At 71.4% G+C, this 23,287-nt stretch carries 19 protein-coding genes; 14 read left to right on the forward strand and 5 right to left on the reverse strand.

Annotated elements, in window-relative coordinates:
- Nucleotides 1-6: 6 nt before the first annotated feature.
- On the reverse strand, nucleotides 7-1,446 hold the full coding sequence (locus BM109_RS19445) for a short-chain fatty acyl-CoA regulator family protein (protein ID WP_093345735.1): 1,440 nt from the start codon (nucleotides 1,444-1,446) through the stop codon (nucleotides 7-9).
- A 123-nt stretch (nucleotides 1,447-1,569) separates the two neighbouring features.
- On the opposite strand from BM109_RS19445, the gene BM109_RS19450 reads away from it, so the two are divergent.
- The 6 genes from BM109_RS19450 (at nucleotide 1,570) to BM109_RS19475 (ending at nucleotide 8,993) form a co-directional block, all read left to right on the forward strand.
- Entirely contained in the window at nucleotides 1,570-1,965 is a 396-nt protein-coding gene (locus tag BM109_RS19450) for an acyl-CoA thioesterase (RefSeq protein ID WP_093345738.1), read from the forward strand.
- A gap of 5 nt (nucleotides 1,966-1,970) precedes the next feature.
- Nucleotides 1,971-3,128 (forward strand): bifunctional 2-methylcitrate synthase/citrate synthase, encoded by a 1,158-nt coding sequence (gene prpC / locus BM109_RS19455; RefSeq protein ID WP_093346175.1) that lies wholly within the window; start codon nucleotides 1,971-1,973, stop codon nucleotides 3,126-3,128.
- A gap of 118 nt (nucleotides 3,129-3,246) precedes the next feature.
- Entirely contained in the window at nucleotides 3,247-4,230 is a 984-nt protein-coding gene (locus BM109_RS19460; protein ID WP_093345741.1) for a tripartite tricarboxylate transporter substrate binding protein, read from the forward strand.
- 55 nt (nucleotides 4,231-4,285) lie between these two features.
- Nucleotides 4,286-6,910, forward strand: a complete 2,625-nt coding sequence (acnD, locus tag BM109_RS19465; RefSeq protein ID WP_093345742.1) for a Fe/S-dependent 2-methylisocitrate dehydratase AcnD — start codon at nucleotides 4,286-4,288, stop codon at nucleotides 6,908-6,910.
- Between the two features lie 12 nt (nucleotides 6,911-6,922).
- Nucleotides 6,923-8,116 (forward strand): 2-methylaconitate cis-trans isomerase PrpF, encoded by a 1,194-nt coding sequence (gene prpF / locus BM109_RS19470; RefSeq protein ID WP_093345744.1) that lies wholly within the window; start codon nucleotides 6,923-6,925, stop codon nucleotides 8,114-8,116.
- A gap of 16 nt (nucleotides 8,117-8,132) precedes the next feature.
- Nucleotides 8,133-8,993 carry an isocitrate lyase/PEP mutase family protein gene (locus BM109_RS19475; RefSeq protein ID WP_093345747.1) on the forward strand — a complete coding sequence of 287 codons (861 nt, stop codon included), beginning with the start codon at nucleotides 8,133-8,135 and terminating at the stop codon, nucleotides 8,991-8,993.
- Here BM109_RS19475 and BM109_RS19480 read toward each other — a convergent pair.
- Nucleotides 8,984-10,453: a MocR-like pyridoxine biosynthesis transcription factor PdxR gene (locus BM109_RS19480; RefSeq protein WP_093345749.1), complete on the reverse strand. Its 1,470-nt coding sequence runs from the start codon at nucleotides 10,451-10,453 to the stop codon at nucleotides 8,984-8,986. The genes BM109_RS19475 and BM109_RS19480 overlap by 10 nt on opposite strands.
- An 83-nt stretch (nucleotides 10,454-10,536) precedes the next feature.
- Between BM109_RS19480 and BM109_RS19485 the strand changes: the two genes are divergently transcribed.
- On the forward strand, nucleotides 10,537-11,160 hold the full coding sequence (locus BM109_RS19485) for an FMN-binding negative transcriptional regulator (RefSeq protein ID WP_093345752.1): 624 nt from the start codon (nucleotides 10,537-10,539) through the stop codon (nucleotides 11,158-11,160).
- A gap of 18 nt (nucleotides 11,161-11,178) precedes the next feature.
- Here the strand turns inward: BM109_RS19485 and BM109_RS19490 are convergent, their stop codons facing one another.
- On the reverse strand, nucleotides 11,179-12,534 hold the full coding sequence (locus BM109_RS19490) for an LLM class flavin-dependent oxidoreductase (protein WP_093345755.1): 1,356 nt from the start codon (nucleotides 12,532-12,534) through the stop codon (nucleotides 11,179-11,181).
- Nucleotides 12,535-12,741: 207 nt separating this feature from the next.
- Between BM109_RS19490 and BM109_RS19495 the strand changes: the two genes are divergently transcribed.
- From BM109_RS19495 to BM109_RS19505, 3 genes are read left to right on the forward strand one after another with little or no spacing between them, the layout of a single operon-like run.
- The gene (locus BM109_RS19495) at nucleotides 12,742-13,839 is read left to right on the forward strand and encodes a putative FMN-dependent luciferase-like monooxygenase (RefSeq protein WP_093345757.1); all 1,098 of its coding nucleotides are present in this window, start codon (nucleotides 12,742-12,744) and stop codon (nucleotides 13,837-13,839) included.
- Nucleotides 13,836-14,468, forward strand: a complete 633-nt coding sequence (locus BM109_RS19500) for a CMD domain protein (RefSeq protein WP_093345759.1) — start codon at nucleotides 13,836-13,838, stop codon at nucleotides 14,466-14,468. Before BM109_RS19495 ends, BM109_RS19500 begins: the two co-directional genes overlap by 4 nt.
- 5 nt (nucleotides 14,469-14,473) lie before the next feature.
- Nucleotides 14,474-15,076 (forward strand): alkylhydroperoxidase domain protein, encoded by a 603-nt coding sequence (locus BM109_RS19505; RefSeq protein WP_177239392.1) that lies wholly within the window; start codon nucleotides 14,474-14,476, stop codon nucleotides 15,074-15,076.
- Nucleotides 15,077-15,095: 19 nt separating this feature from the next.
- Here the strand turns inward: BM109_RS19505 and BM109_RS19510 are convergent, their stop codons facing one another.
- On the reverse strand, nucleotides 15,096-16,037 hold the full coding sequence (locus BM109_RS19510) for a CysB family HTH-type transcriptional regulator (RefSeq protein ID WP_093345762.1): 942 nt from the start codon (nucleotides 16,035-16,037) through the stop codon (nucleotides 15,096-15,098).
- A 288-nt stretch (nucleotides 16,038-16,325) separates the two neighbouring features.
- Here BM109_RS19510 and BM109_RS19515 point away from each other — a divergent pair, with 288 nt between their 5' ends.
- Nucleotides 16,326-17,804, forward strand: coding sequence for a SidA/IucD/PvdA family monooxygenase (locus BM109_RS19515; protein WP_093345764.1), 1,479 nt, complete (start codon nucleotides 16,326-16,328; stop codon nucleotides 17,802-17,804).
- 18 nt (nucleotides 17,805-17,822) lie between these two features.
- Here the strand turns inward: BM109_RS19515 and BM109_RS19520 are convergent, their stop codons facing one another.
- Nucleotides 17,823-18,842, reverse strand: a complete 1,020-nt coding sequence (locus BM109_RS19520; protein WP_093345766.1) for a tripartite tricarboxylate transporter substrate binding protein — start codon at nucleotides 18,840-18,842, stop codon at nucleotides 17,823-17,825.
- A 188-nt stretch (nucleotides 18,843-19,030) separates the two neighbouring features.
- On the opposite strand from BM109_RS19520, the gene BM109_RS19525 reads away from it, so the two are divergent.
- Genes BM109_RS19525 through BM109_RS19535 form a run of 3 tightly spaced genes read left to right on the forward strand, consistent with a single transcriptional unit; the run spans nucleotide 19,031 to nucleotide 23,286 of the window.
- Nucleotides 19,031-21,283 carry a rhodanese-like domain-containing protein gene (locus BM109_RS19525; protein ID WP_093345768.1) on the forward strand — a complete coding sequence of 751 codons (2,253 nt, stop codon included), beginning with the start codon at nucleotides 19,031-19,033 and terminating at the stop codon, nucleotides 21,281-21,283.
- Entirely contained in the window at nucleotides 21,280-22,263 is a 984-nt protein-coding gene (locus BM109_RS19530; RefSeq protein ID WP_093345771.1) for an ABC transporter permease, read from the forward strand. The genes BM109_RS19525 and BM109_RS19530 overlap by 4 nt, the downstream gene beginning before the upstream one ends.
- A gap of 42 nt (nucleotides 22,264-22,305) precedes the next feature.
- Entirely contained in the window at nucleotides 22,306-23,286 is a 981-nt protein-coding gene (locus tag BM109_RS19535; RefSeq protein ID WP_256222665.1) for an ABC transporter permease, read from the forward strand.
- Nucleotide 23,287 lies beyond the last annotated feature (1 nt).

The following is a 23,287-nucleotide window of genomic DNA, read 5'->3' on the forward strand; positions in this document are numbered from 1 at the left end:
TCGTCGCTAGCGCTCGAACCCATAGGGCGCGAACCGGCTCTGGTTCTCGTCCACGTCCAGCGCCTCGCCGATGAACGGAAAGGCGCGCTGCGGGCAGCGCTCGCGTTCGCAGACCTTGCAGCCCATGCCGATCGGCGTGGCGGCCTCGGGGTCCTGCAGGTCGAGCCCCTTCGCATACACCAGCCGCGGCGCATGGCGGATGTCGCAGCCCAGTCCGATCGAGAAGGTCTTGCGCGGCGAACCATAACCGCGCTGCCCGCGCGAGACCGAGCGCGCGATCCACAGGTAGCGGCGCCCGTCGGGCATGCGCGCGAGCTGCGGCAGGATGCGCTCGGGCTGCGCGAAGGCCTCGTACACGTTCCACAGCGGGCAGGTGCCGCCGGTGCGGCTGAAGTGGAAGTGCGTGGCCGACTGGCGCTTGGAGATGTTGCCGGCCTTGTCCACGCGCACGAAGAAGAAGGGCACGCCGGGCGCGCCCACCCGTTGCAGCGTGCTGAGCCGGTGGCACACGGTCTCGAAGCCGACGCCGAAGCGCTGGCCGAGCAGGTCGATGTCGTAGCGCAGCGATTCCGCGGCCTCGAGGAAGGCGCCGTAGGGCAGCAGCAGGGCGCCCGCGAAGTAGTTGGCGAGGCCGATGCGCGCGAGCTTGCGCGAGGCCGGGTCCTCGGTGAAGGGCGGTGCGTCGACCAGCGCGTCGATCGCCGCGCCGAGCTCGAGCAGCGCGAGCTGGGTGCCGAGCTGAAAGGCCTGCTGACCAGGCTCGAGCGCGGGCGACAGCCGCAGGCTGCGCTGCGCGGCGTCGTAGCGGCGCTTGCTGACCTCGGTGTCGTCGGTCAGCAGCACGCGCACGCCATGGCGCTGGCGCAGCCGCTCGATCAGCCATTCGGCGAGATGGCCGCCGTGCTCGCGCGCGCCCGGCGCGGCCTGCGCCTGCTGCGCTTCCCGCGCCAGCGCCTCGGCCGCGCGGTCGAGGGTGTCGAAATGGTTCTGGTGCGCGAAGAAGAAGTCGCGCACCACCTCGAAGGGCATGGCGCGCGGCGCGGCCAGGCCCGAGCGCTCGTCGCCCAGGCGCAGCGCCATGGTCTCGAGCTGCTCCATCGCCTCGATGTTGCGGCGGTGCAGGGCCAGCAGCGCGCGGCCCAGCGCGGGCATCTGCGCCGCCACCTCCTGCAGCTCGGGCAGCGCCACCGGCTCGGCGGCATCGGCCAGCGCCTCGCGCATGCCGGCCACCAGCCGCGCCTCCTCGTCCTCGGAGAACTGCTGGATGTCGACGCCGAGCGCGCGGCTGATCTTGAGCAGCACCGCCACCGTCAGCGGCCGCTGGTTCTGCTCGAGCTGGTTGAGGTAGCTGGGCGACAGCTCCAGCGCATTGGCCAGCGCCACCTGCGACAGGCCGCGCTCCGCGCGCAGGCTGCGCAGGCGCACGCCCATGAATGTCTTCTTCATCGTTTCGCCTTTGCTGCGAATGCGGGGAAATTCGCAAAATTTGCAAATTGGAGGATTGGGGTTCGCAAGAATTTGCCTTTTCAGTCCTTCTGCAAACCGCATTCTCTGCGTAGATTGCGAAGCATGACAACACCCACTGGAACGACCGAACTGCGCGAACTGGTGCTGCCGGTGCATGCCAACCACCGCGGCACGCTGTTCGCCGGGCAGGGCCTGCAACTGATGACCAAGGCCGCCTTCCTGGCCGCGCGCGGCCTGGCGCAGCGCGAGGTGGTGATGGCCGGCGTGACCGGCGTCGACTTCCTCGCGCCGGTGCCGGTGGGCCACCAGCTGCTGCTGCGCGGCTGGGTCAGTCGCATCGGCCGCAGTTCGATGACCGTGTGCGTGACCGGCCTGGCCGACGTGCCGGGCGCGCCAGCCGAAGAAGTCCTCAAGGGCGTGTTCGAGATGGTGGCGGTCGACGCCGCCGGTCGTCCCGCCGCCATCGATCGCGCCTACCTCAACGAAGAAACCGCATGAACCCCATGACCGACACCACCGCACCCGCGGGCTTCCGCCCCAAGAAATCCGTTGCCCTCTCGGGCGTGACCGCGGGCAACACCGCGCTGTGCACCGTGGGCCGCACCGGCAACGACCTGCACTACCGCGGCTACGACATCCTCGACATCGCCGAGGTCTGCGAGTTCGAGGAGATCGCCCACCTGCTGGTGCACGGCAAGCTGCCCACGCGCGCCGAGCTCAAGGCCTACAAGGCGCGGCTCAAGGCGCTGCGCGGCCTGCCCGCGAGCGTGAAGGAGGCGCTCGAGAGCCTGCCGGCCGGCGCCCATCCGATGGACGTGATGCGCACCGGCGTCTCGGCGCTGGGCTGCGTGCTGCCCGAGAAGGACGACCACAACCTGCCGGGCGCGCGCGACATCGCCGACCGCCTGATGGCCTCGCTCGGCTCGATGCTGCTGTACTGGTACCACTGGAGCAGCCAGGGCAAGCGCATCGACGTGGAGACCGACGACGACTCGATCGGCGGCCACTTCCTGCACCTGCTGCATGGCCGGAAACCCTCCGAGGCCTGGGTGCGCGCGATGCACACCTCGCTCAATCTCTACGCCGAGCACGAGTTCAACGCCAGCACCTTCACCGCGCGCGTGATCGCCGGCACCGGCAGCGACATGCACTCGGCCATCGCTGGCGCGATCGGCGCGCTGCGCGGCCCCAAGCACGGCGGCGCCAACGAGGTGGCGTTCGAGATCCAGAAGCGCTACGACAGCCCGGCCGAGGCCGAGGCCGACATCCGTCGCCGCGTGGAGGCCAAGGAAGTGGTGATCGGCTTCGGCCACCCGGTCTACACCGTGAGCGATCCGCGCAACGTGGTGATCAAGGGCGTGGCCCGGCGCCTGTCGCAGGAGGCCGGCTCGACCAAGATGTACGACATCGCCGAGCGGCTCGAGTCGGTGATGTGGGAGGTCAAGAAGATGTTCCCCAACCTCGACTGGTTCAGCGCCGTGAGCTACCACATGATGGGCGTGCCCACCGCCATGTTCACGCCGTTGTTCGTGATCGCGCGCACCAGCGGCTGGGCCGCGCACGTCATCGAGCAGCGCGTGGACAACAAGATCATCCGCCCGAGCGCGAACTACACCGGTCCCGAGGACCTGGCGTTCGTGCCGATCGAGGCGCGCGCCTGAGGCGAGAGGCTGAGGCGCGGTGAAGTCCTTCCAGGCTGATGTCGCTCGGAGCACACTCTGCGGTGCCGCCCCGCGGGGCGGCGCTCCCACATCGAAGCACAACACTGGAGACAAGACCATGACGCTGAATCGCCGCGCCTTCTCGGCCGCCGCCCTGGCGGGACTGACGCTGCCCGCCGCCACCCTGAGCCGCGCCCAGGAGGCCTTCCCGAACAAGCCGCTGCGCATCGTCTGCCCCTTCGCACCGGGCGGCGGCTCCGACTTCATCGCCCGCGTGGCGGCCAACGTGCTGACCCAGCAGCTGGGCCAGTCGGTGGTGGTGGACAACCGGCCCGGCGCCGGCGGCACCATCGGCACCGAGTACGCGCTGCACACGCCGCCCGACGGCTACACGCTGCTGCTGATCGCGGGCAGCTACACGGTCAATCCCTCGCTCTACAAGCTGCGCTTCGATCCGGTGGCCGAGATGACGCCGGTGATCCAGCTCTCCAAGGGCGCCTACGTGCTGTGCGTCAACCCGTCGAAGGTGCCCGCGAAGAACCTGCAGGAACTGCTGGCCTTCGCGCGCCAGAACCCCGGCAAGCTCACCTTCGCCTCGGCCGGCAACGGCAGCCACCTGCACATCGTGAGCGAGTACCTGTTCGGCATGGCGAAGGTCAAGGCCACGCACGTGCCGTACCGCGGCACCGGGCCGGCCGTCACCGACCTGGTGGCGGGCAACGTCGACATGCTGATCGCGGGCACCGAGGCGCTGATGCCGCACGTGCAGTCGGGCCGGCTGCGCGCCTTCGCCGTCACCACGGCGAAGCGGCTGCAGGCCTATCCCGACATCCCCTCGATCGCCGAGAGCGGCGGCCTGCCCGCGTACGACGTGGTGGCCTGGCACGGCCTGATCGCGCCCCGGGGCGTGCCGCCGTCCGTGCTCGCCAAGCTCAACGGCGCGCTCGACACCGGCCTCAAGGCGCCCGAACTGGTCGCGAAGCTCGATCCCACCGGCGTGTCGCCGGCCGGCGGCAGCGCCGAGCAGTTCGGCGCGCTGATCGGCACCGAGATCCCGCGCTATGCCAAGGTCGTGAAGGACAACGACATCCGCTCCGAATGAACCCCGCGCGGCCCCTCGCAGCGGGGCCGCATCGCTTTCCTGCCCGCTTCCCACGATGACTTCAAGCCACAGAAAAAAACTCCCCGGCACCGCGCTCGACTACATCGACGCGCGCGCCGCCATCGAAGCGCTGCGCCCCGGTGCCTGGGACACGCTGTCCTACACCGCGCGCGTGCATGCCGAGAACCTCGTGCGCCGCTGCGATCCCGCGATCCTCGACGAATGCCTGCTGCAGATCGCCGAGCGCCGGCGCGATCGCGACTTTCCGTGGTTCCCGGTGCGCGTGGTCTGCCACGACATCCTGGGCCAGACCGCGCTGGTCGACCTCGCGGGCCTGCGCGATGCGATCGCGGCCGAGGGCGGCGATCCGGCGCAGGTGAATCCGGTGGTGCCGGTGCAGTTGATCGTCGATCACTCGCTGGCCGTGGAGTGCGGCGGCTTCGACCCGCGGGCCTTCGAGAAGAACCGCGAGATCGAGGACCGGCGCAACGAGGACCGCTTCCATTTCATCGAGTGGACCAAGCGCGCCTTCGCCAACATGGAGGTGATCCCCGCGGGGAACGGGATCATGCATCAGATCAACCTCGAGAAGATGTCGCCCGTGGTCTACGTGCAGGACGGCCTGGCCTTTCCCGACACCTGCGTGGGCACCGACAGCCACACGCCGCACGTCGACGCGCTGGGCGTGATCGCGGTCGGCGTGGGCGGGCTCGAGGCCGAGAACGTGATGCTCGGCCGCGCCTCGTGGATGCGGCTGCCCGAGATCGTCGGCGTGGAGCTCACGGGCCGCCGCCAGCCGGGCATCACCGCCACCGACATCGTGCTGGCGCTGACCGAGTTCCTGCGCAAGGAAAAGGTGGTCGGCGCCTACCTCGAGTTTTACGGCGAGGGCGCGCGCAGCCTCACCATCGGCGACCGCGCGACCATCTCCAACATGTGCCCCGAGTACGGCGCCACCGCCGCGCTGTTCCACATCGACGAACAGACGCTGGCCTACCTGCGGCTCACCGGCCGCGAGGACGCGCAGGTCGCGCTGGTCGAGACCTATGCGAAGACCGCGGGCTTCTGGGCCGACGCGCTGGCATCCGCCACCTACGAGCGCGTGCTGAAGTTCGACCTTTCCAGCGTGGTGCGCAACATGGCGGGCCCGTCGAACCCGCACCGCCGCTTGCCGACCTCGCAGCTGGCCGAGCGCGAGATCGCCATCGGCCTGCACGAGGCGCGCCAGCAGGAGGCCGCGGGCCTGATGCCCGACGGCGCCGTGATCATCGCGGCCATCACCTCGTGCACCAACACCTCGAACCCGCGCAACGTGATCGCGGCCGGGCTGCTCGCGCGCAACGCCAACCGGCTGGGCCTGGTGCGCAAGCCCTGGGTCAAGTCCTCGCTGGCGCCGGGCTCGAAGGCCGTCGAGCTCTACCTGCGCGACGCCGGCCTGCTCGCCGAACTCGAGCAGCTGGGCTTCGGCATCGTCGCCTTCGCCTGCACCACCTGCAACGGCATGTCGGGCGCGCTCGATCCGAAGATCCAGCAGGAGATCGTCGAGCGCGACCTCTACGCCACCGCCGTGCTCTCGGGCAACCGCAACTTCGACGGCCGCATCCATCCCTACGCCAAGCAGGCCTTCCTGGCCTCGCCGCCGCTGGTGGTGGCCTATGCGATCGCGGGCACCATGCGCTTCGACATCGAGCGCGACATCCTCGACGTGGTCGACGGCAAGGAGATCCGCCTGGCCGACCTCTGGCCCGCCGACGAGGAGATCGACGCGATCGTCGCCGCCTCGGTACGGCCCGAGATGTTCCGCCAGGTCTACGAGCCGATGTTCGCGATCCATGCCGACCACGGCGAGAAGGCCAGCCCGCAGTACGACTGGCGCCCGCAGTCCACCTACATCCGCCGCCCGCCCTACTGGGACAGCGAGGGCGTGGGCGCGCTCGCGGCCAATCCGCGCACCCTGCGCGGCATGCGGCCGCTGGCACTGCTGCCCGACAACATCACGACCGACCACCTGTCGCCGTCGAACGCGATCCTGCGCGACAGCGCCGCCGGCGAGTACCTCGCGAAGATGGGCCTGCCGGAAGAGGACTTCAATTCCTATGCCACGCACCGCGGCGACCACCTGACGGCCATGCGCGCCACCTTCGCCAATCCGCAGCTCGTGAACGAGATGGCGGTGGTCGACGGCGTGCAGAAGAAGGGATCGCTCGCGCGCATCGAACCCGAGGGCCGCGTGGTGCGCATGTGGGAGGCGATCGAGACCTACCTGAACCGCCGCCAGCCGCTGATCATCGTGGCCGGTGCCGACTACGGCCAGGGCTCCTCGCGCGACTGGGCCGCCAAGGGCGTGCGCCTGGCCGGCGTCGAGACCGTGGTGGCCGAGGGCTTCGAGCGCATCCACCGCACCAACCTGCTCGGCATGGGCGTGCTGCCGCTCGAGTTCAAGCCCGGCACCACGCGGCTCACGCTGGGGCTGGACGGCACCGAGACCTACGACGTGGCCGGCGAGCCGGCCCCGCGCGCCGACCTCGCGCTGATCGTGCATCGGCGCGATGGCGAAGTGCTGCGCGTGCCGGTGACCTGCCGCCTCGACACCGCCGAGGAAGTGTCCATCTACGAGGCCGGCGGCGTGCTGCAGCGTTTTGCGCAAGACTTCCTGGCCGCGAATACCGCGGCCGCTTGAGAACCCATCACCATGGCATCCATTCCCCAGATCAAGATTCCCGCCGTCTACATGCGCGGCGGCACCAGCAAGGGCGTGTTCTTCCGCCTGCAGGACCTGCCACAGGCCGCGCAACAGCCGGGCCCGGCGCGCGACGCGCTGCTGCTGCGCGTGATCGGCAGCCCCGACCCCTATGCCAAGCAGATCGACGGCATGGGCGGCGCGACCTCGTCGACCTCGAAGACCGTGATCCTCTCGCGCTCGACGCGGCCCGATCACGACGTCGACTACCTGTTCGGTCAGGTCTCCATCGACAGCGCCTTCGTCGACTGGTCGGGCAACTGCGGCAACCTGTCGGCCGCCGTCGGTCCGTTCGCGATCGCGCAGGGCCTGATCGACCCGGCCCGCGTGCCACCCGACGGCGTGTGCACCGTGCGCATCTGGCAGGCCAACATCGGCAAGACCATCGTGGCCCATGTGCCGATCTCGCTCGGCCAGGTGCGGGAGACCGGCGACTTCGAGCTCGACGGCGTGACATTCGCGGCGGCCGAGGTGCCGCTGGAGTTCATCGATCCGGCCGACGAAGGGGAGGGCGAGGGCGGCGGCGCGATGTTCCCCACGGGCAGGCTGGTCGACGACCTCGAGGTGCCCGGCGTCGGCACCTTCAAGGCCACGCTGATCAACGCCGGCATCCCCACCATCTTCGTCAACGCCGCCGACATCGGCTACAGCGGCACCGAGCTGCAGGACGCGATCAACGGCGACCCCGAGGCACTCGCGAGGTTCGAGACCATCCGCGCGCACGGCGCCGTGAAGATGGGCCTGATCCAGGACATCGCCGAGGCCGCGAAGCGCCAGCACACGCCCAAGGTCGCGTTCGTCGCGCCGCCGAAGGACTACGTCGCGTCCAGCGGCAAGCCGGTGCGGGCCGCCGACGTCGACCTGCTGGTGCGCGCCCTGTCGATGGGCAAGCTGCACCACGCCATGATGGGCACGGCCGCGGTCGCGATCGGCACCGCGGCCGCGATCCCCGGCACGCTGGTGAACCTCGCGGCCGGCGGCGGCGAACGCCAGGCGGTGCGCTTCGGCCATCCATCGGGCACGCTGCGCGTCGGCGCCGAGGCGCGTGCGGTCGATGGCCAATGGGTCGTGACCAAGGCCCTGATGAGCCGCAGCGCGCGCGTATTGATGGAAGGCTGGGTGCGCGTGCCCGGCGACAGTTTCTGAAAAACGGATCCTCCCCATGTCCACCCGCAAGCAACTCAAATCCCTCGCCGAGGCCCGCCGCGGCCTGATCGTTCCGGGCGCCTTCAATGCGCTCTCCGCCCGCGTCGTGGAAGACCTCGGCTTCCAGGCCATCTACGTCACCGGTGCCGGTGTCACCAACATGTGGTTCGGCATGCCCGACCAGGGCTTCATGGGCCTGTCGGAGATCGCCGACCACACGGCGCGCATCCGCGATGCCGTGTCGGTGCCGCTGATCGTCGATGCCGACACCGGCTTCGGCAATGCGCTCAACGTGCGCCACACCGTGCGCACGCTCGAGCGCGCGGGGGCCGACTGCATCCAGTTCGAGGACCAGGTCGCGCCCAAGCGCTGCGGCCATTTCTCGGGCAAGGAAGTGATCTCCACCGAGGAGGCCGTGAGCAAGATCAAGGCGGCCGTCGATGCGCGCCGCGATCCCGACCTGCTGATCATGGCGCGCACCGACGCGGCCGCGATCCATGGCTTCGAGGCCGCGGTCGAGCGCGCGCAGCGCTTCGCCGAGGCCGGCGCCGACATCCTGTTCGTCGAGGCCGTGACCAGCGCCGAGGAAGTCCGCGCGCTGCCGAAGCGGCTGGACCGGCCGCAGCTCATGAACATGGTGATCGGCGGCAAGACGCCGATCTTCAACGCGACCGAACTCGGCGAGCTCGGCTACGGCATCGTGCTCTATGCCAATGCCGCGCTGCAGGGCGCGGTGGCCGGCATGCAGAAGGCGTTGACGGTGCTGCGCGACGAGAAGGAAGTGCGCGAGTCCAGCGGCCTGGTCACGCCCTTCGCCGAGCGCCAGCGGCTCGTGGGCAAGCCCGAGTGGGACGCGCTGGAGAAGCGCTACACCTGAAGCACCGCGGCCAGCAGCCGCACGCCCTGCGCGATCTGCTCGACCGTGAGGCTTGCATAGCCGAGGATCAGGCCGCCGCAACGGACACTGGTGGATCGGCCGCCGGTGGCCTTGCCCGCGTAGAGCGGCGACACCGGATAGACACCCACGCCACGCAGCCGCGCGGCGGCGACCAGCGCCGCTTCGTCGCGCGGCCGCAGCCACGGCAGCCACAGCACCACGTGCAGCCCGGCCGCCGTGCCCGCGACCTGCGCCTCGGCCGGCAGATGGCGCGCGATCGCCTCGAGCAGCGCCGTGCGGCGGCGCTCGTTCTCGCGCCGCGCGCGCCGCACGTGGCGCTCGTAGGCGCCGCTGTCAATCAGGGCCGCCAGCACCCGCTGCTCGAGCAGCGGCGCATGGCGGTCGGCCATGCGCTTGGCCTGGCGGAACACCGGCACCAGCTCGGGCGGCAGCACCAGGTAGCCGAGCCGCATCTGCGGCGACAGCGCCTTCGAGAAGGTGCCCACGTAGAGCACGCGCCCGTCGGCATCGATCGCGCGCAGCGCATCGATCGGGCGCTGGCCGTAGCGGAACTCGCCGTCGTAGTCGTCTTCCACGATCCAGGCGCGCTGCTGCCGCGCCCATTGCAGCAGTTCGAGGCGCCGGCCGATGGCGAGCACGCCGCCGAGCGGGAACTGGTGCGAGGGCGTGACATAGGCCAGGCGCGCGCGGCCGTCGCGCGGCAGCGCGGCCGTGTCCAGGCCCTGCGCATCGACGGGCACCGGCAGCAGCGCGGCCCCCGTGGCCTCGAAGCAGCGCCGCGCCATCAGGTAGCCGGGGTTCTCGAACACGAAGGCATCGGCCGGATCGAGCAGCAGCCGCGCGCACAGGTCGATGCCCTGCTGCGAGCCCTGCACCACGACGATCTGCCCGGCATCGCAGACCAGCCCGCGCGCGCGCCGCAGATAGCCCTGCAGCGCGCGTCTCAAGCCTTCGTCGCCTTCGGGCGGCGCGTAGCTCAGGCTGCGCTGCTGGCGCAGCAGCTCGGCCTGGTAGGCGCGCCGCCAGACCAGCGCGGGGAAGTCGCGCGAGGCGACCGCGCCATAGAGGAAGTCGATGCGCGCCGGCTCGCTCGGTGCGGCCGCTGGCGGCGCCATCGCGGCGATGCGGCGGCCGTAGGCCGACAGCGTGGGCGCGGGCCGGGCGCGGCCACGGGGCGACGCGGGGCGCGCCACCGCCGCGGCCGGCGGGCTCGCGATGCGCGCGGCACGGCCCGCGGACGTGAGCAGGTAGCCCTCGGCCGCGAGCTGCTCGTAGACCGCGGTCACCGTGGTGCGCGAGACGCCGAGCTCGGCCGCCAGGGCCCGGGTCGACGGGGCGGGCGCGCCGGTGGGCAGGGTGCCGTCGGCGATCTGGTCGCGCAGCAGCGCGTAGATGCGGCGGCCCGCGCCCTGGCCCGAAGGAAGCGACAACTGGTCCATGCAAAAAGGCTCAAACTGGTTCTTCGCATTGTGCCGGTGCGAGGCGACATTCAGGCACCCCCACGCTTCTCACCCCACGCCCGATGTACATCCCCGCGCACTTTGCCGTCACCGATCCCGCCGCGCTGCAGCGCGTCATCCGCGAGCATCCGCTCGGCATGCTGGTCACGCACGGCCCCGCGGGGCTGGACGCCGATCACCTGCCCTTCGAGTTCGATCCCGAGGTCGGCACGCACGGCCTGCTCTCGGCCCACGTCGCGCGCGCCAACGACGTCTGGCAGCGCTGCCCGAGCGGCACCGAGGTCATGGTGGTCTTCCGCGCCGCGCAGGCCTACATCTCGCCGAGCTGGTATCCGAGCAAGCACGAGCAGCACCGCCAGGTGCCGACCTGGAACTACGAGGTGGTGCATGCGCACGGCACGATCACCGTGCGCGACGACGAGCGCTTCGTGCGCGGCATCGTCGCGCGCCTCACGCGCCGCCACGAGGCGGCCGAGCCCCGGCCCTGGAAGATGGGCGACTCGGCGCCCGAATTCATCGACGGGCTGCTGGGCCACATCGTCGGCATCGAGATCGCGCTCACCTCGCTGGTCGGCAAGTCGAAGCTGAGCCAGAACAAGGAAACGCGCGACCGCGCGGGCGCGTCCGAGGCGCTGGCCGCGCGCGGCCATGCCGAGATCGCCGAGCGCATGCGTCCGATCGACTGATCGGACGGTCGCGCGCCGCTATGCGGCGGCGCTCACCGCGGCCCGGCGCTGCCCATGCCGGGGCCGTTGCAGCCCCAGGTGCTCGCGCAAGGTGCTTCCCTCGTACTCGGTGCGCACCAGGCCGCGCCGGCGCAGTTCGGGCAGCACCAGCTCGATGAAGTCCTGCAGGCCGCCCGGGAACCAGGGCGACATGATGTTGAAGCCGTCGGCGCCGCCTTCCTCGAACCACTGCTGCAGCTGGTCGGCGATGCGCTGCGGCGTGCCCACCACCTGCTGGTGGCCACGCGCGCCCGCGATGCGCAGGTAGAGGTCGCGGATGCTGAGGTTCTCGCGCCGCGCGAGGTCGAGCAGCAGGCGCTGCCGGCTCTTGGGGCCGTTGGTCTCGGGCAGCTCGGGCACGGGGCCGTCGACCGGCAGGCCCGAGAAGTCGAAGCCGCCGATCACGTTCGACAGCAGCGAGACGCCGACCACCGGGTGCACCAGGTCCTGCAGCAGCGCGAACTTCTCCTCGGCCTCCTCCTGCGTGCGGCCGACCACCGGGAAGATGCCCGGCATGATCTTGATCGACTCGGGCTCGCGGTCGTAGGCCTGGGCGCGGTCCTTGATGTCGCGGTAGAAGCTCTTCGCCTCGTCGAAGGTCTGGTGCGCGACGAAGATCACCTCGGCCGTGCGCGCCGCGAGGTCGCGGCCGGCCTCCGAGGCACCGGCCTGCACCACCACCGGCCGGCCCTGCGGCGAACGCGAGACGTTGAGCGGCCCGCGCACCGAGAAGTGCTTGCCCTTGTGGTGCAGCACGTGCAGCTTGTCCGCGTGGAAGTACTGGCCGCTGTCCTTGTCGCGCACGAAGCTGTCGTCCTCCCAGCTGTCCCACAGGCCGGTCACCACGTCGTGGAACTCGGCCGCGCGCTCGTAGCGCAGCGCATGCTCGAAGTGCTCGTCGCGGTTGAAGTTCTGCGCCTCGCCGGTGCCGCTCGAGGTCACGAGGTTCCAGCCCGAGCGCCCGCCGCTGATCTGGTCGAGCGAGGCGAACTTGCGCGCCACGTTGAAGGGCTCGTTGAAGCTGGTCGACACGGTGGCGATCAGGCCGATGCGTTCGGTGACCGCGGCCAGCGCCGACAGCAGGGTCAGCGGCTCGAAATGGTCGCTGCGCGCGGTGCGCGAGAGCGAGGCGAGTTCGCTGCTGCGCACGCCCACCGAGTCGGCCAGGAAGACGGCATCGAACTTCGCGGCCTCGGCCAGCTTCGCGAGCTCGACGTAGTGGCGGAAGTTGCTGCCCGCGTTGGCCTGGGCCTGCGGATGGCGCCAGGCGGCGATGTGGTGGCCGGTCTGCATGAGAAAGGCGCCCAGCTTGATCTGGCGGGAGGAAGTGGCCATGGGAACTCGTGGTCGGAGGGTGCGCGCAAAAGTGCGGCGGCAGGTTAAGTCGGTGCCCGCTCGCGCGGAAAGAAGGGATTCGCACTTCCTTAGGCGCGCACTGCATTTGGCAAAAGGCTGCGCGATCACGCAGCCTCGGTTTGCGCATATGCATGCGACTTTTTCTTCGCAGCCGGCTCACGCCCCGGCCGCCACAATTCCCGCTCCATGCCCGAGCCTTCGCACGCACCCTCCGCCCAACGACCGACGGTGCGCAAGCGCCTCGGCTTCTTCAGCCGGCTGCTCGACGACGCCCCCGCGGCCGAGCGCTATCGCCTGGTGGCCGCGCAGATCGCGCACGCCGAGGCCTTCGGCTTCGACTCGGACTGGGTCGCGCAGCACCACTTCCACGAACACGAGGGCGGGCTGCCGTCGCCCTTCGTCTTCCTGGCCCACGTGGCCGCGCGCACGCGTCGCATCCGCCTGGGCACCGGCATCGTGACCCTGCCGCTCGAGAACGCGCTGCGCGTGGCCGAGGACGCCATCGTGCTGGACCTGCTCGCGGGCGGCCGGCTCGAGCTCGGCGTGGGCACGGGCGGTACGCCCGAGGCCTTCGCCGCCTTCGGCCTCGATGCGGCCGAGCGTCCGGCCCTGTTCGCGCGGCAGCTCGCAGCCGTGCGCGCGGCCTGGGCCGGCCGGCCGCTCGCGGGCGGCGACACGCTGTACCCCGCGGGCGCGCAACTGCTGGGCCGGATCTGGCAGGCGACCTTCTCCGTGAGCGGTGGCACGCGCGCGGGCCAGGCCGGCGACGGCCTGATGCTCTCGCGCACCCAGCCGCGCACGCTGGAAGCACCCGATGCGACGCTGGCCGAGTTGCAGGACCCGATCGTCGATGCCTACCTGGCCGCGCTGCCTGCCGGCGCCACGCCACGCATCGTGGGATCGCGCAGCGTCTTCGTGGCCGACACGCGCGCCGAGGCGCTGCGCCTGGCCGAGATCGGCCTGCGCCGCTCGGCCGCGCGCTTCGCGGCCTCGGGCGGTGGTGGTCTCGCCGACCGCGCGGGTCCCGAGGCCCCGCTCGAACGACTGATCGCGGCCTACGACGTGCACGTGGGCACGCCCGAGGACGTGATCGCCTCGCTTGCGGCCGACAGCACGCTCGCGCGCGTCACCGACCTCGTGTGCCAGGTGCACTCGGTCGATCCGCCGCATGCGGCGATCCTGCGCTCGATCGAGCTCGTCGCCACCGAGGTCGCGCCGGCGCTAGGCTGGCAGCGCGACACGGCTGCCGCATCCACCGACATTCCTTCCCTCCAGACCTCATGACCGCCATCACCCCTCCCGTCGCCGACGTGATCGACCAGCTGGTCGGCATCGCGCCCGGCGATCCGCTCGACCGGCTGCGCGCGCAGCGCGAACAGGCGCGCCTCAACGCGCAGCAGAGTTATCTCGCGCTGTTCGCGCCGACGCCGCCCGTGCCCGAGGACTTCGACATCGCGGACCGCTTCGCCGTCGCGGCCTTCGTGACCGCGCTGCACGAACAGCCCGAGGTCGCTCGCTTCTATGCGCAGCACCTCGCCGCGCAGCGCGCCCGCGCGGGCCTGGCCGAGGCGATCGCGGACGAAGCGAAACGCGCCGCCGCCAAGGGCCCGTACGGCCGCTATCCCGCCGGCCCGCTGAGCGCCGAGGACACGGCCGGCCCCTCGTATGCGGTCGCTGATGCGAACCGCGAAGCGCTGGGCCCGCGCCTCTCGGCCGCGCTCGTGCATGCACAGTTGCTGGTGTTCCATCCGCGCGATGCCAGCCCCACCGCGCTGCAGGCCTTGCTCGATGCCGGCTGGTCGTCCACCGGCATCGTGACCCTGTCGCAGCTCGTGGCCTTCCTCGCGTTCCAGGTCCGCGTCGTCGCGGGCCTGCGCACGCTGGCGCGCCATCCCATCACTTCCGTCGACTGAACGCCATGGCCACCGAATCGACCCTGAGCTATCCGGACAACGCGCACCCCACGCGCTTCACGCAGGCGCAGCTCGAATGGCTGCCCTGGCTCGAGCCGCTGCCCGAAGCCGAACTGACCGAGCGCCACTTCGCGGGCCTGGTGGATGCCTCGCGCGCCAAGTCGCCGTACTTCAGGCTGCTCGCGCGCGATCCCGACATCCTCGGCGCGCGCACGCGCACCGACAAGGACATCTTCTACAACCCCGAGGCCGGCCTGCCGCGCGCCGAGCGCGAACTGGCCGCGGCCGCGGCCTCGCGCCACAACGGCTGCATCTACTGCGCCTCGGTGCATGCGCGCTTCGCCACGCATTTCTCGCAGCGTTCGGACGATGTGCAGCGGCTGCTCGACGAAGGCACGGCGGCTACGCTCGGCGAGCGCTGGGACGCGATCGTCGCGGCCTCGGTGGCGCTGTCGTCCACGCCTTCGAGCTTCGGCACGGAACACATCGAGGCATTGCGCGCGCAGGGCCTGGACGATCTCGCGATCGCCGACGTGATCCACGGCGCGGCCTTCTTCAACTGGGCGAACCGGTTGATGCTCTCGCTGGGCGAGCCGCAACAACCCTGAACGCCGACAGCTCGATCGTTCAGCCGTCGTCGTCGGGCGGCGCCTCCGCGCTCGCGCGCGCGATCGCCTCGCGCGCCATGCCGGGCGCGAAGGCATCGATGAAGGCATGGATGTAGCCGCGCAGGTGCCCGCCGCGGCGCACCGCGAGCTGGGTGCGGTTCTCGCCGAACAGATGGCCGGCTTCCAGCGCGCGCAGGCGCCGGTCGCGCACCGCGTCGTAGGCCAGGTCGGCGACGATGCCCACGCCCACACCCAGTTCCACGTAGGTCTTGATCACGTCCGCATCCATCGCGGCCAGCACGATGTCGGGCGAGAGGCCATGGCGCGCGAAGGCCTCGTCGATGCGCGAGCGGCCCGTGAGGCCGCTGTCGTAGGTGATGAGCGGATGGCGCGCGAGCTTCTCGATGGTGAGCGGCGCCTCGGTCAGCAGCGGATGGCCCGCGGGCGCCACCACCAGGTGCGTCCAGCAGCGACAGGAGATGGCCGCGAGCTGCGGATGGTTCTGCGGCAACTCGGTGGCGATGCCCACGTCGACCTCGCCGTCGAGCAGCATCTGCGCGATCTGGCGCGGCGTGCCCTGGTGCAGGTGCAGCCGCACGCCGGGAAAGCGCAGCCGGAACTCCTGCACCGCGGCCGGCAGCGCATAGCGCGCCTGCGAATGCGTGGCCGCGATCGACAGCAGGCCTTCCTCGCGCGCCAGGAAATCCTGGCCGGCCTGGCGCAGGTTCAGGCTGTCGTCGAGCACGCGCTCGATGATCGGCAGCAGGTGGTCGCCGGGCGAGGTGAGGCCCGTGAGCCGCTTGCCCGAGCGCTTGAACAGCAGGATGCCGAGCTCGTTCTCGAGGTCGCGGATCTGCCGGCTCACGCCGGACTGCGAGGCCTCGAGCACCACGGCGGCTTCGCTGAGGTTGAAGCCGCAGCGCACGGTCTCGCGCACGGATCGCAGTTGCTGGAAGTTCATGGCGACGGGAAGAGGCTTTGTCTCTGGCGGGGGCATGCGCCTTCCGGGCGCGCACTCGGTGGGAGTGCCCGCAGGCTATCGCGCGGGCGGGCCGTGCGGCAAAGAACAAAAACGGATCAGCGTATGCGGATTACGTGCTTCGCGAAGGCCGCGCTCTCTTGAAGAATGAGGGCTCTTGCCTTCGAGGGTGAGTGTCTCCTGGTCGCTACGGCGATGCAGTTTCAACGGGCCCCTCGGGGCCCGTTTTTTTTTCGCGGCATCCGCCGCGCCACTCCTGTCGATCACCTCATGAGCAACGCCCCCTCCACGCCCCTCGCACCGAACGACCCGCGCGACCGCTTCGCCCACGAGGCGCTGCGCCTGCTCGGCCCCGCGCCCGCCAACTGGGTGCCGCGCCACGATGGCATCGACCACGACGTGCTCGTCGTCGGCGGCGGCCAGAGCGGTGCCGCGCTCTCGTTCGCGCTGCGCCGCGCGGGCATCGCCGAAGTCAGCGTGATCGATGCCGCGCCCGACGCGCAGCGCGCCGGCGTGTGGCTCACGCGCGCGCGCATGCACAAGCTGCGCACGCTCAAGAACCTGGTCGGCCCCGAAGGCTCGGTGAGCGCGCTGGGCTTCCAGGCCTGGTACGAATCGCGCCACGGCCTCGAAGCCTATGCGGCGCTCGACCGCATCCCGCGCACCGACTGGGCGGCCTACCTCGACTGGTTTCGCCACATCACCGCCACCGGGGTGCGTTACGGCACGCGGCTGGTCGGCTTCGAGGCGGCCGGGCAGGGCGCGGTGCCGCACTTCCGCGTGCGGCTCGAGATCGACGGCCAGGAGCGCATCGAGACCGCGCGCAAGCTGGTCTTCGCCAACGGCGTGGCCGGCAGCGGCGCGCCCTTCGTGCCCGAACTGCTCGCGAACGCGGTGGCAAACGGCCTCGCAGCCCATACCGGCCATGCGATCGATTTCGCGGCGCTCGAAGGCAAGCGCGTGGCCGTGATCGGCGCGGCGGCCTCGGCCTTCGACGCGGCCGCGGTGGCGCTCGAGCATGGCGCGGCCGCCGTCCATCTGTTCGCGCGCCGCGACCATCTCGCGGCCACGCCGGTGGCGCGCGTGCGTGGCTATCCGGGCCTGTACGACAACTACTTCGCGCTGCCCGATGCCACGCGCTGGCACCATGCGGCGCGCTACCGGCGCCTGGGCACCACGCCGCCGCCCGACTCGGTGCAGCGCGTGCTGGCATTTCCCAACTTCCATCTGCACCTGGGCGCGCCGTGGCGCGGCGTCACGCAGAACGGCAACCAGCTCGTGGCCCATGTGCACGACGAGCATTTCCACTTCGACTTCGCGATCGCCGGCACCGGCTACAGCCACGAGTTGAGCGAGCGCCCCGAGCTGGCCGGCATCGCCGAGCTGGTGCTGCGCTGGCGCGACCGCTTCGAGGCGCCCGCGCACGAGCGCGACGACGAGCTCGCGGCCGCGCCCTACCTAGGCACGGGCCTCGAGCTGGTCGAGAAGACGGCGGGCACGGCGCCGTGGCTGCGCGACATCCACGTCTACAACCCGGGCGGCTTCGCGAGCACCGGCCTGCCGCTGGGCGACGTGCCCGGCATGCGCGGCTACGTGCCGGCCATCGTGCGCCGCATCAGCGAGGACCTGGTGCTGGCCGACCTGCCGCTGCACGAGGCACGCACGCGCGCCGAGGTGGCGCCGGACTTCGGGCCCGAGCTCTATGAGGGCGCGCTGTGGCAGGGGGAGGCGCGGCTGCAGGCGGCCTGAACGGATGACGGCGGGATCTCAGCGCAGCGAGATCCCCGCCGTCTGAATGGTCTTCGCATAACGGATGCGCTCCGCCGCCAGCGTGCGCCCCAGATCGGCCGGCGAGCCGCCGGTCACCTTGAAGCCCATGTCCTCGAGCTTGGCGCGCGTCTCGGGCGACGCGATCACGGCCTGGATGTCGCGGTTGATCTTCGCGACCACGGCCGGCGGCGTGCCGGCCGGCGCGAAATAGCCCTGCCAGCTCTCGACCGCGAAGCCCGGCAGCCCCGCCTCGGCCATGGTCGGCACCTCGGGCAGGGCGCCCGAGCGGTAGTCGGTGGTGACCGCGAGCGCGCGCAGCTTGCCGGCGCGCACATGGTCGGTCACGGCGGCCAGCGTGATCAGCGTGGCGTCGACATGGCCCGCGAGCACGTCGAGCGTGGCCGGACCGCCGCCCGAGTAGGGGATGTAGTTGAACTGCGCGCCGGTCTCCTGGCCGATCATCTCGTGCGCCACGTGGGCGATGCCGCCGTTGCCCGGCAGCCCCAGGCTGATCGAGTGCGGCCGTGCCTTGGCGCGCGCGAGGTAGGCGCGGAAGTCGCCGATGCCGGTCTTCGGATTGACCACCAGGATCTGCGGATTGACCACCGCCTTGATCACCGGCGTGAAGGCCTTCTGGCCGTCGTAGGGCAGGCGGTCGAACAGGATGCCGTTGAGCGTCAGGCCCTCGCCCTGCTGCAGCAGCGTGTAGCCGTCGGCCGGCGACTTGGCCACGCGCGCGGCGCCGATGGTGCCGCTGGCACCGCCGAGGTTCTCGACCACCACCGACTGGCCCCAGCGCTCGGTCAGGCGCTCGGCGATCAGGCGCGTGAGCTTGTCGGCGCTGCCGCCGGCGGCTACGGGCACCACGATGTGGACCGGCTTCGAGGGGAAACCGGCCGCCTCGTCGGTGGCCGCCTGGGCGGAAACGGCAAGAGCGGCGAGCAGGACGGGCGCGGCCAGCGTGGCGCGCAGCAGGGCGTGGCGCGCGCCGCGGGTCGGGAAGGGCAGGGAGGTCATTGGGTGTCTTGTTCGAGGATGCGCCGACCGTAGGCGCGGGCGCGCGCGTCCAACGAAGCAAACCGGATATGCGTAGAAGAAAAACTTCGTTCGGCCGGCCCGGCCCGCCGCATACCCTGCCCACACCGCGGCCCCGAGCCGTGCTTCCGCTTTCCCCGCCTTCCCCGCCTTCCCCTCGAAAGTCCCCCATGAGCCTCTCCGAACTCCCCGTCGAAACGGCGGGCAACGACCTCGCGAGCGAGCGCGCGCGCGCCATCGACGCCTTTCTCGCGCAGGCGCGCAGCCTGCTGGCCGCCGGCCCCGGCGAGGGCCATGCCCAGCTGCAGCCCGTGGCCGATGCGCTGATCGCCCTGGGCCGGCGCGCCGACCTGTTCCCGGCCGCCCATTTCCCCATCGATGCCGAGCGCCCCGCGCAGGTCTACCGGCTGGCCGAGGACGCCGATGGCGGCTTCGCGCTGTATCTCTCGGCGGGCCTGGCCGGCAAGGCCCAGCCGCCGCACGACCACACGACCTGGGCGATCATCGCGGGCGTCGAGGGCAACGAGCGCAACGTGCTCTACCGCCGCGAGAAGACCGCCGATCCCGCGCGCGACGACCTCGTGCAGACGCGCGTGGTCGACGTGGCCGCGGGCAGCGCGGTGGTGCTGACGCCGACCGACGTCCACACCATCGAGCTGGTCGACGGCCTCGACGGCCGGCACCTGCACTTCTACGGCCGCGCGCTCGAGCGGCTCGAGCATCGCGTGGTGTTCGAAGGAACGACCGGCGGCAGCTACCGCCAGTTCGGGCCGCCGCGCAACGTCCGCCATCCGGCGATCGCGCCGGCGGCGCTCAAGGCCGCGCTGTCCGACGGCGAGGAGATCGCGCTGCTCGACGTGCGCGAGACCGGCGTCTTCGTGCGCAGCCACATCCTGCTGGCCGCCTCGGCGCCGCTGTGGCGGCTGGAGCTCTTGATCGACCGCCTGGTGCCGCGCCGCGACACCCGCATTGTGCTGACCGACGCCGACGAGTCGCTGGCCCACCAGGCCGCGGGCAAGCTGGTGCGCCTGGGCTGGCGCAACGTGTCGGTGCTGGCCGGCGGCACCGCGGGCTGGGCCGCGGCGGGCTACGAACTCTTCAGCGGCAGCAACGTGCCGAGCAAGGCCTTCGGCGAGGTCATCGAGCACCGCAAGCACACGCCGTGGATCTCGGTCGACGAGCTGCACCAGCGCGTGGAACGCGGCGACGACATCGTGGTGGTCGACAGCCGCACGCCCGAGGAGTTCGCCGACTTCAGCCTGCCGTTCGCGCACAGCCTGCCGGGCGCCGAGCTGGTCTACCGCATCCATGAATTCGCGCCGCGTCCCGAGACGCTGGTGGTGGTGAACTGCGCCGGCCGCACGCGCAGCATCGTCGGCGCGCAGACGCTGATCGACGCGGGCATTCCGAACCCCGTGGTCTCGCTCAAGGACGGCACCATGGCCTGGCTGCTGGCCGGGCGCACGCTGTCGCACGGCCGCAGCGCGCCGTTGCCCGAGCCCGAGGCCGCGGGCCTCGAACAGGCACGCACGCGCGCCGAGGACGTGGCCCGGCGCGCCGGCGTGCGCCGCATCGACGCCGAGGGGCTGGCGCGGCTCGAGGCCGAGGCCGGCGAACGCTCGCTCTACCGCTTCGACGTGCGCACGCGCCAGGAGTACGAGGCCGGCCATCTCGAGGGCTGGCGCTGGGCGCCCGGCGGCCAGCTGGTGCAGGCCACCGACGAGTACGTGGGCGTGCGCCGCGCGCGCATCGTGCTGGCCGACTGGGACGGCGTGCGCGCGCTGACCACCGCGGCCTGGCTCGCGCAGCTCGGCGGGCACGAGGTCTTCGTGCATGCGCCGGCGCCGCTGCCTGTGCTGGTGCTCGGCCCCGAGCCCGTGAAGCTGCTGCCGCTGCATGCGCGCGCGCCGCGCATCGCCGTGCGAGAACTCGCATCGGCGCTGGACGCCGGCAGCGTCGCGGTGTTCGACATCGAGCGCCGCGCGGCCTACGAGCGCCGCCATGTCGCGGGCGCGCGCTTCGCGGTGCCCGACCGGCTCGAGGAATTCATCGCCGGCCTGCCCGCCGCGCAGCGCGTGGTTCTGGTCTCGTCCGACGGCGTGCTGGCCGGCGCGGTCGCGGCCGAACTCATCGCACGGCTGGCCCGCGACGGCAGCGCGCGCGAGGTGCTCGCGCTCGCGGGCGGCACCCAGGCCTGGGTCGCGGCCGGCCTGCCCACCGGCCAGGGCGGCGAGGGCGTGCTGACCGGCGACGACGACCACTGGTACAGCCCCTACGCGCATGCCGACCTGGCGGCGCGCAATGCCGGCTTCCAGCAGTACCTGGACTGGGAGATCGGCCTCGTGGCCCAGCTCGAGCGCGAAGGCGACGTGGGCATCCGGCTGGTCGCGCCCGCCACGGCCGACGCGGCGGTGGCGTCATGAACCTGCGAAGCGCCGGCCGAACCCTGGTGCGCACGGCCTGGCAGGCCGTGCCGACCGTGATCGGCGTCATCCTGCTGAACTTCGTGCTGATGCAGCTGATCCCGGGCGACGCCGCCGACGTGGTGGCGGCCGAATCGGGCTCGGCCACGGCCGAGAGCATGGCGCAGCTGCGCGCCCACTTCGGCCTCGACCTGCCGGTGCTGCAGCAGCTCGGCAGCTACCTCTACAACCTCTCGCACGGCAGCCTCGGCGTTTCGCCACGCTACAACATGCCGGTGGTGGCGCTGATCGGCGCGCGGCTGGGCAACACGCTGCTCTTGATGCTCACCGCGCTGGGCTTCGCGCTCGCCATCGGCATCGCGCTGGGCACCATCATGGCCACGCGCGTGGGCCGCTGGCAGGACCGCACGCTCTCGGTGCTGGCGCTGCTGCTGTATTCCACGCCGGGCTTCTGGCTCGGGCTGATGGCGATCGTGCTGTTCTCGGTGCACCTGGGCTGGCTGCCCACGGGCGGCAGCGAGACCATCGGCGCGGGCTACACCGGGCTGAAGCACGCGGTCGACGTGGCGCGCCACCTGGTGCTGCCCGCGCTCGCGCTCGCGGGCTTCTACATCGCCATCTTCTCGCGGCTCACGCGCGCGGCCATGCTCGAGGTGTCGCGCCAGGACTTCGTGCGCACCGCCGAGGCCAAGGGCCTGCATCCGTGGACCGTCACCATGCGCCACGTGCTGCGCAACGCGCTGATCCCGGTCACCACAGTAGCCGGCATGCACCTGGGCACCCTGCTCGGCGGCGCGGTGGTGGTCGAGACCGTCTTCAGCTGGCCCGGCCTCGGCCGGCTCGCCTTCGACTCGGTGGCCGGACGCGACTACACGGTGCTGCTCGGCGTGCTGCTGATGTCCTCGCTGCTGGTGATCGTGGCCAACATGCTGGTCGACCTGCTGCACGCGCTGCTCGACCCGCGCATCCAGGTGCGCTGAGTTCCGCGCGCGCACCGCTTCACGCTCTTCTCGTTCTCACCGATGTCCACTCCCTTCCTGCTCGACTCCAACCTCGCGCAAGCGCCCGCACCGGCAACGGCGCCCCGCCGCGCGGAGCCGCCCGCGCCGCCGACACCCGCCGCTGCCATTGCCGCCGTGGCCGCCGTCGACGCACGCCCGGTCTCGGCGCGCCGCGCCGCGCTGCGCGCCTTCGTGCGCAACCCCTCCGCCGTGGCGGGCGTGGTGCTGCTGCTGGCCATGCTGGTGCTGGCCCTGCTCGCGCCGCTGCTCTATCCGGGCGATCCGCTCGACATGGTCGCGCAGCCGCTGTTGTGGCCGGGCCAGGACGCGGCCTATCCGCTGGGCAGCGATTCGCTCGGGCGCGACGTCGCCGCCGGCATCGCGCACGGCGCGCGCATCTCGCTCGCGGTGGGCGTGGTCGCGGCCGTGCTGAGCCTCGCGATCGGCATCCTCGTGGGCGCCACCGCGGGCTACTTCGGCGGCCGGGTCGACGACGTGCTGGTGCGCATCACCGAGCTGTTCCAGACCATGCCCTCGTTCCTGTTCGTGATCGTGGTGGTGGCGATCGGCCAGCCCTCGGTGCCGGTGATCGTGTTCGCCATCGGCCTGGCCTCCTGGCCCGTGATCGCGCGGCTGGTGCGCGCCGAGTTCCGCGCGCTGCGCGAGACCGAGTTCGTGCTCGCGGCGCGCAGCCAGGGCTTCGGCCATGCGCGCATCATCTTCCAGGAGATGCTGCCGAACGCGCTGCCGCCGGTCATCGTCACCACCTCGGTGCTGGTGGCCAGCGCGATCCTGATCGAGTCGGCGCTGTCCTTCCTCGGCATGGGCGACCCCAATGCGGTGTCGTGGGGCAGCATGATCGGCCAGGGCCGCGAGCTGCTGCGCACCGCCTGGTACCTCACAGCGCTGCCGGGCGCCGCCATCGTCTTCACCGTGCTCGCGCTCAACCTCGTGGGCGACGGCCTCAACGATGCCTTCAACCCGCGTTTGAGAGGCCGTTGAG

Source organism: Variovorax sp. PDC80, from assembly GCF_900115375.1.
Taxonomy (GTDB): domain Bacteria; phylum Pseudomonadota; class Gammaproteobacteria; order Burkholderiales; family Burkholderiaceae_C; genus Variovorax.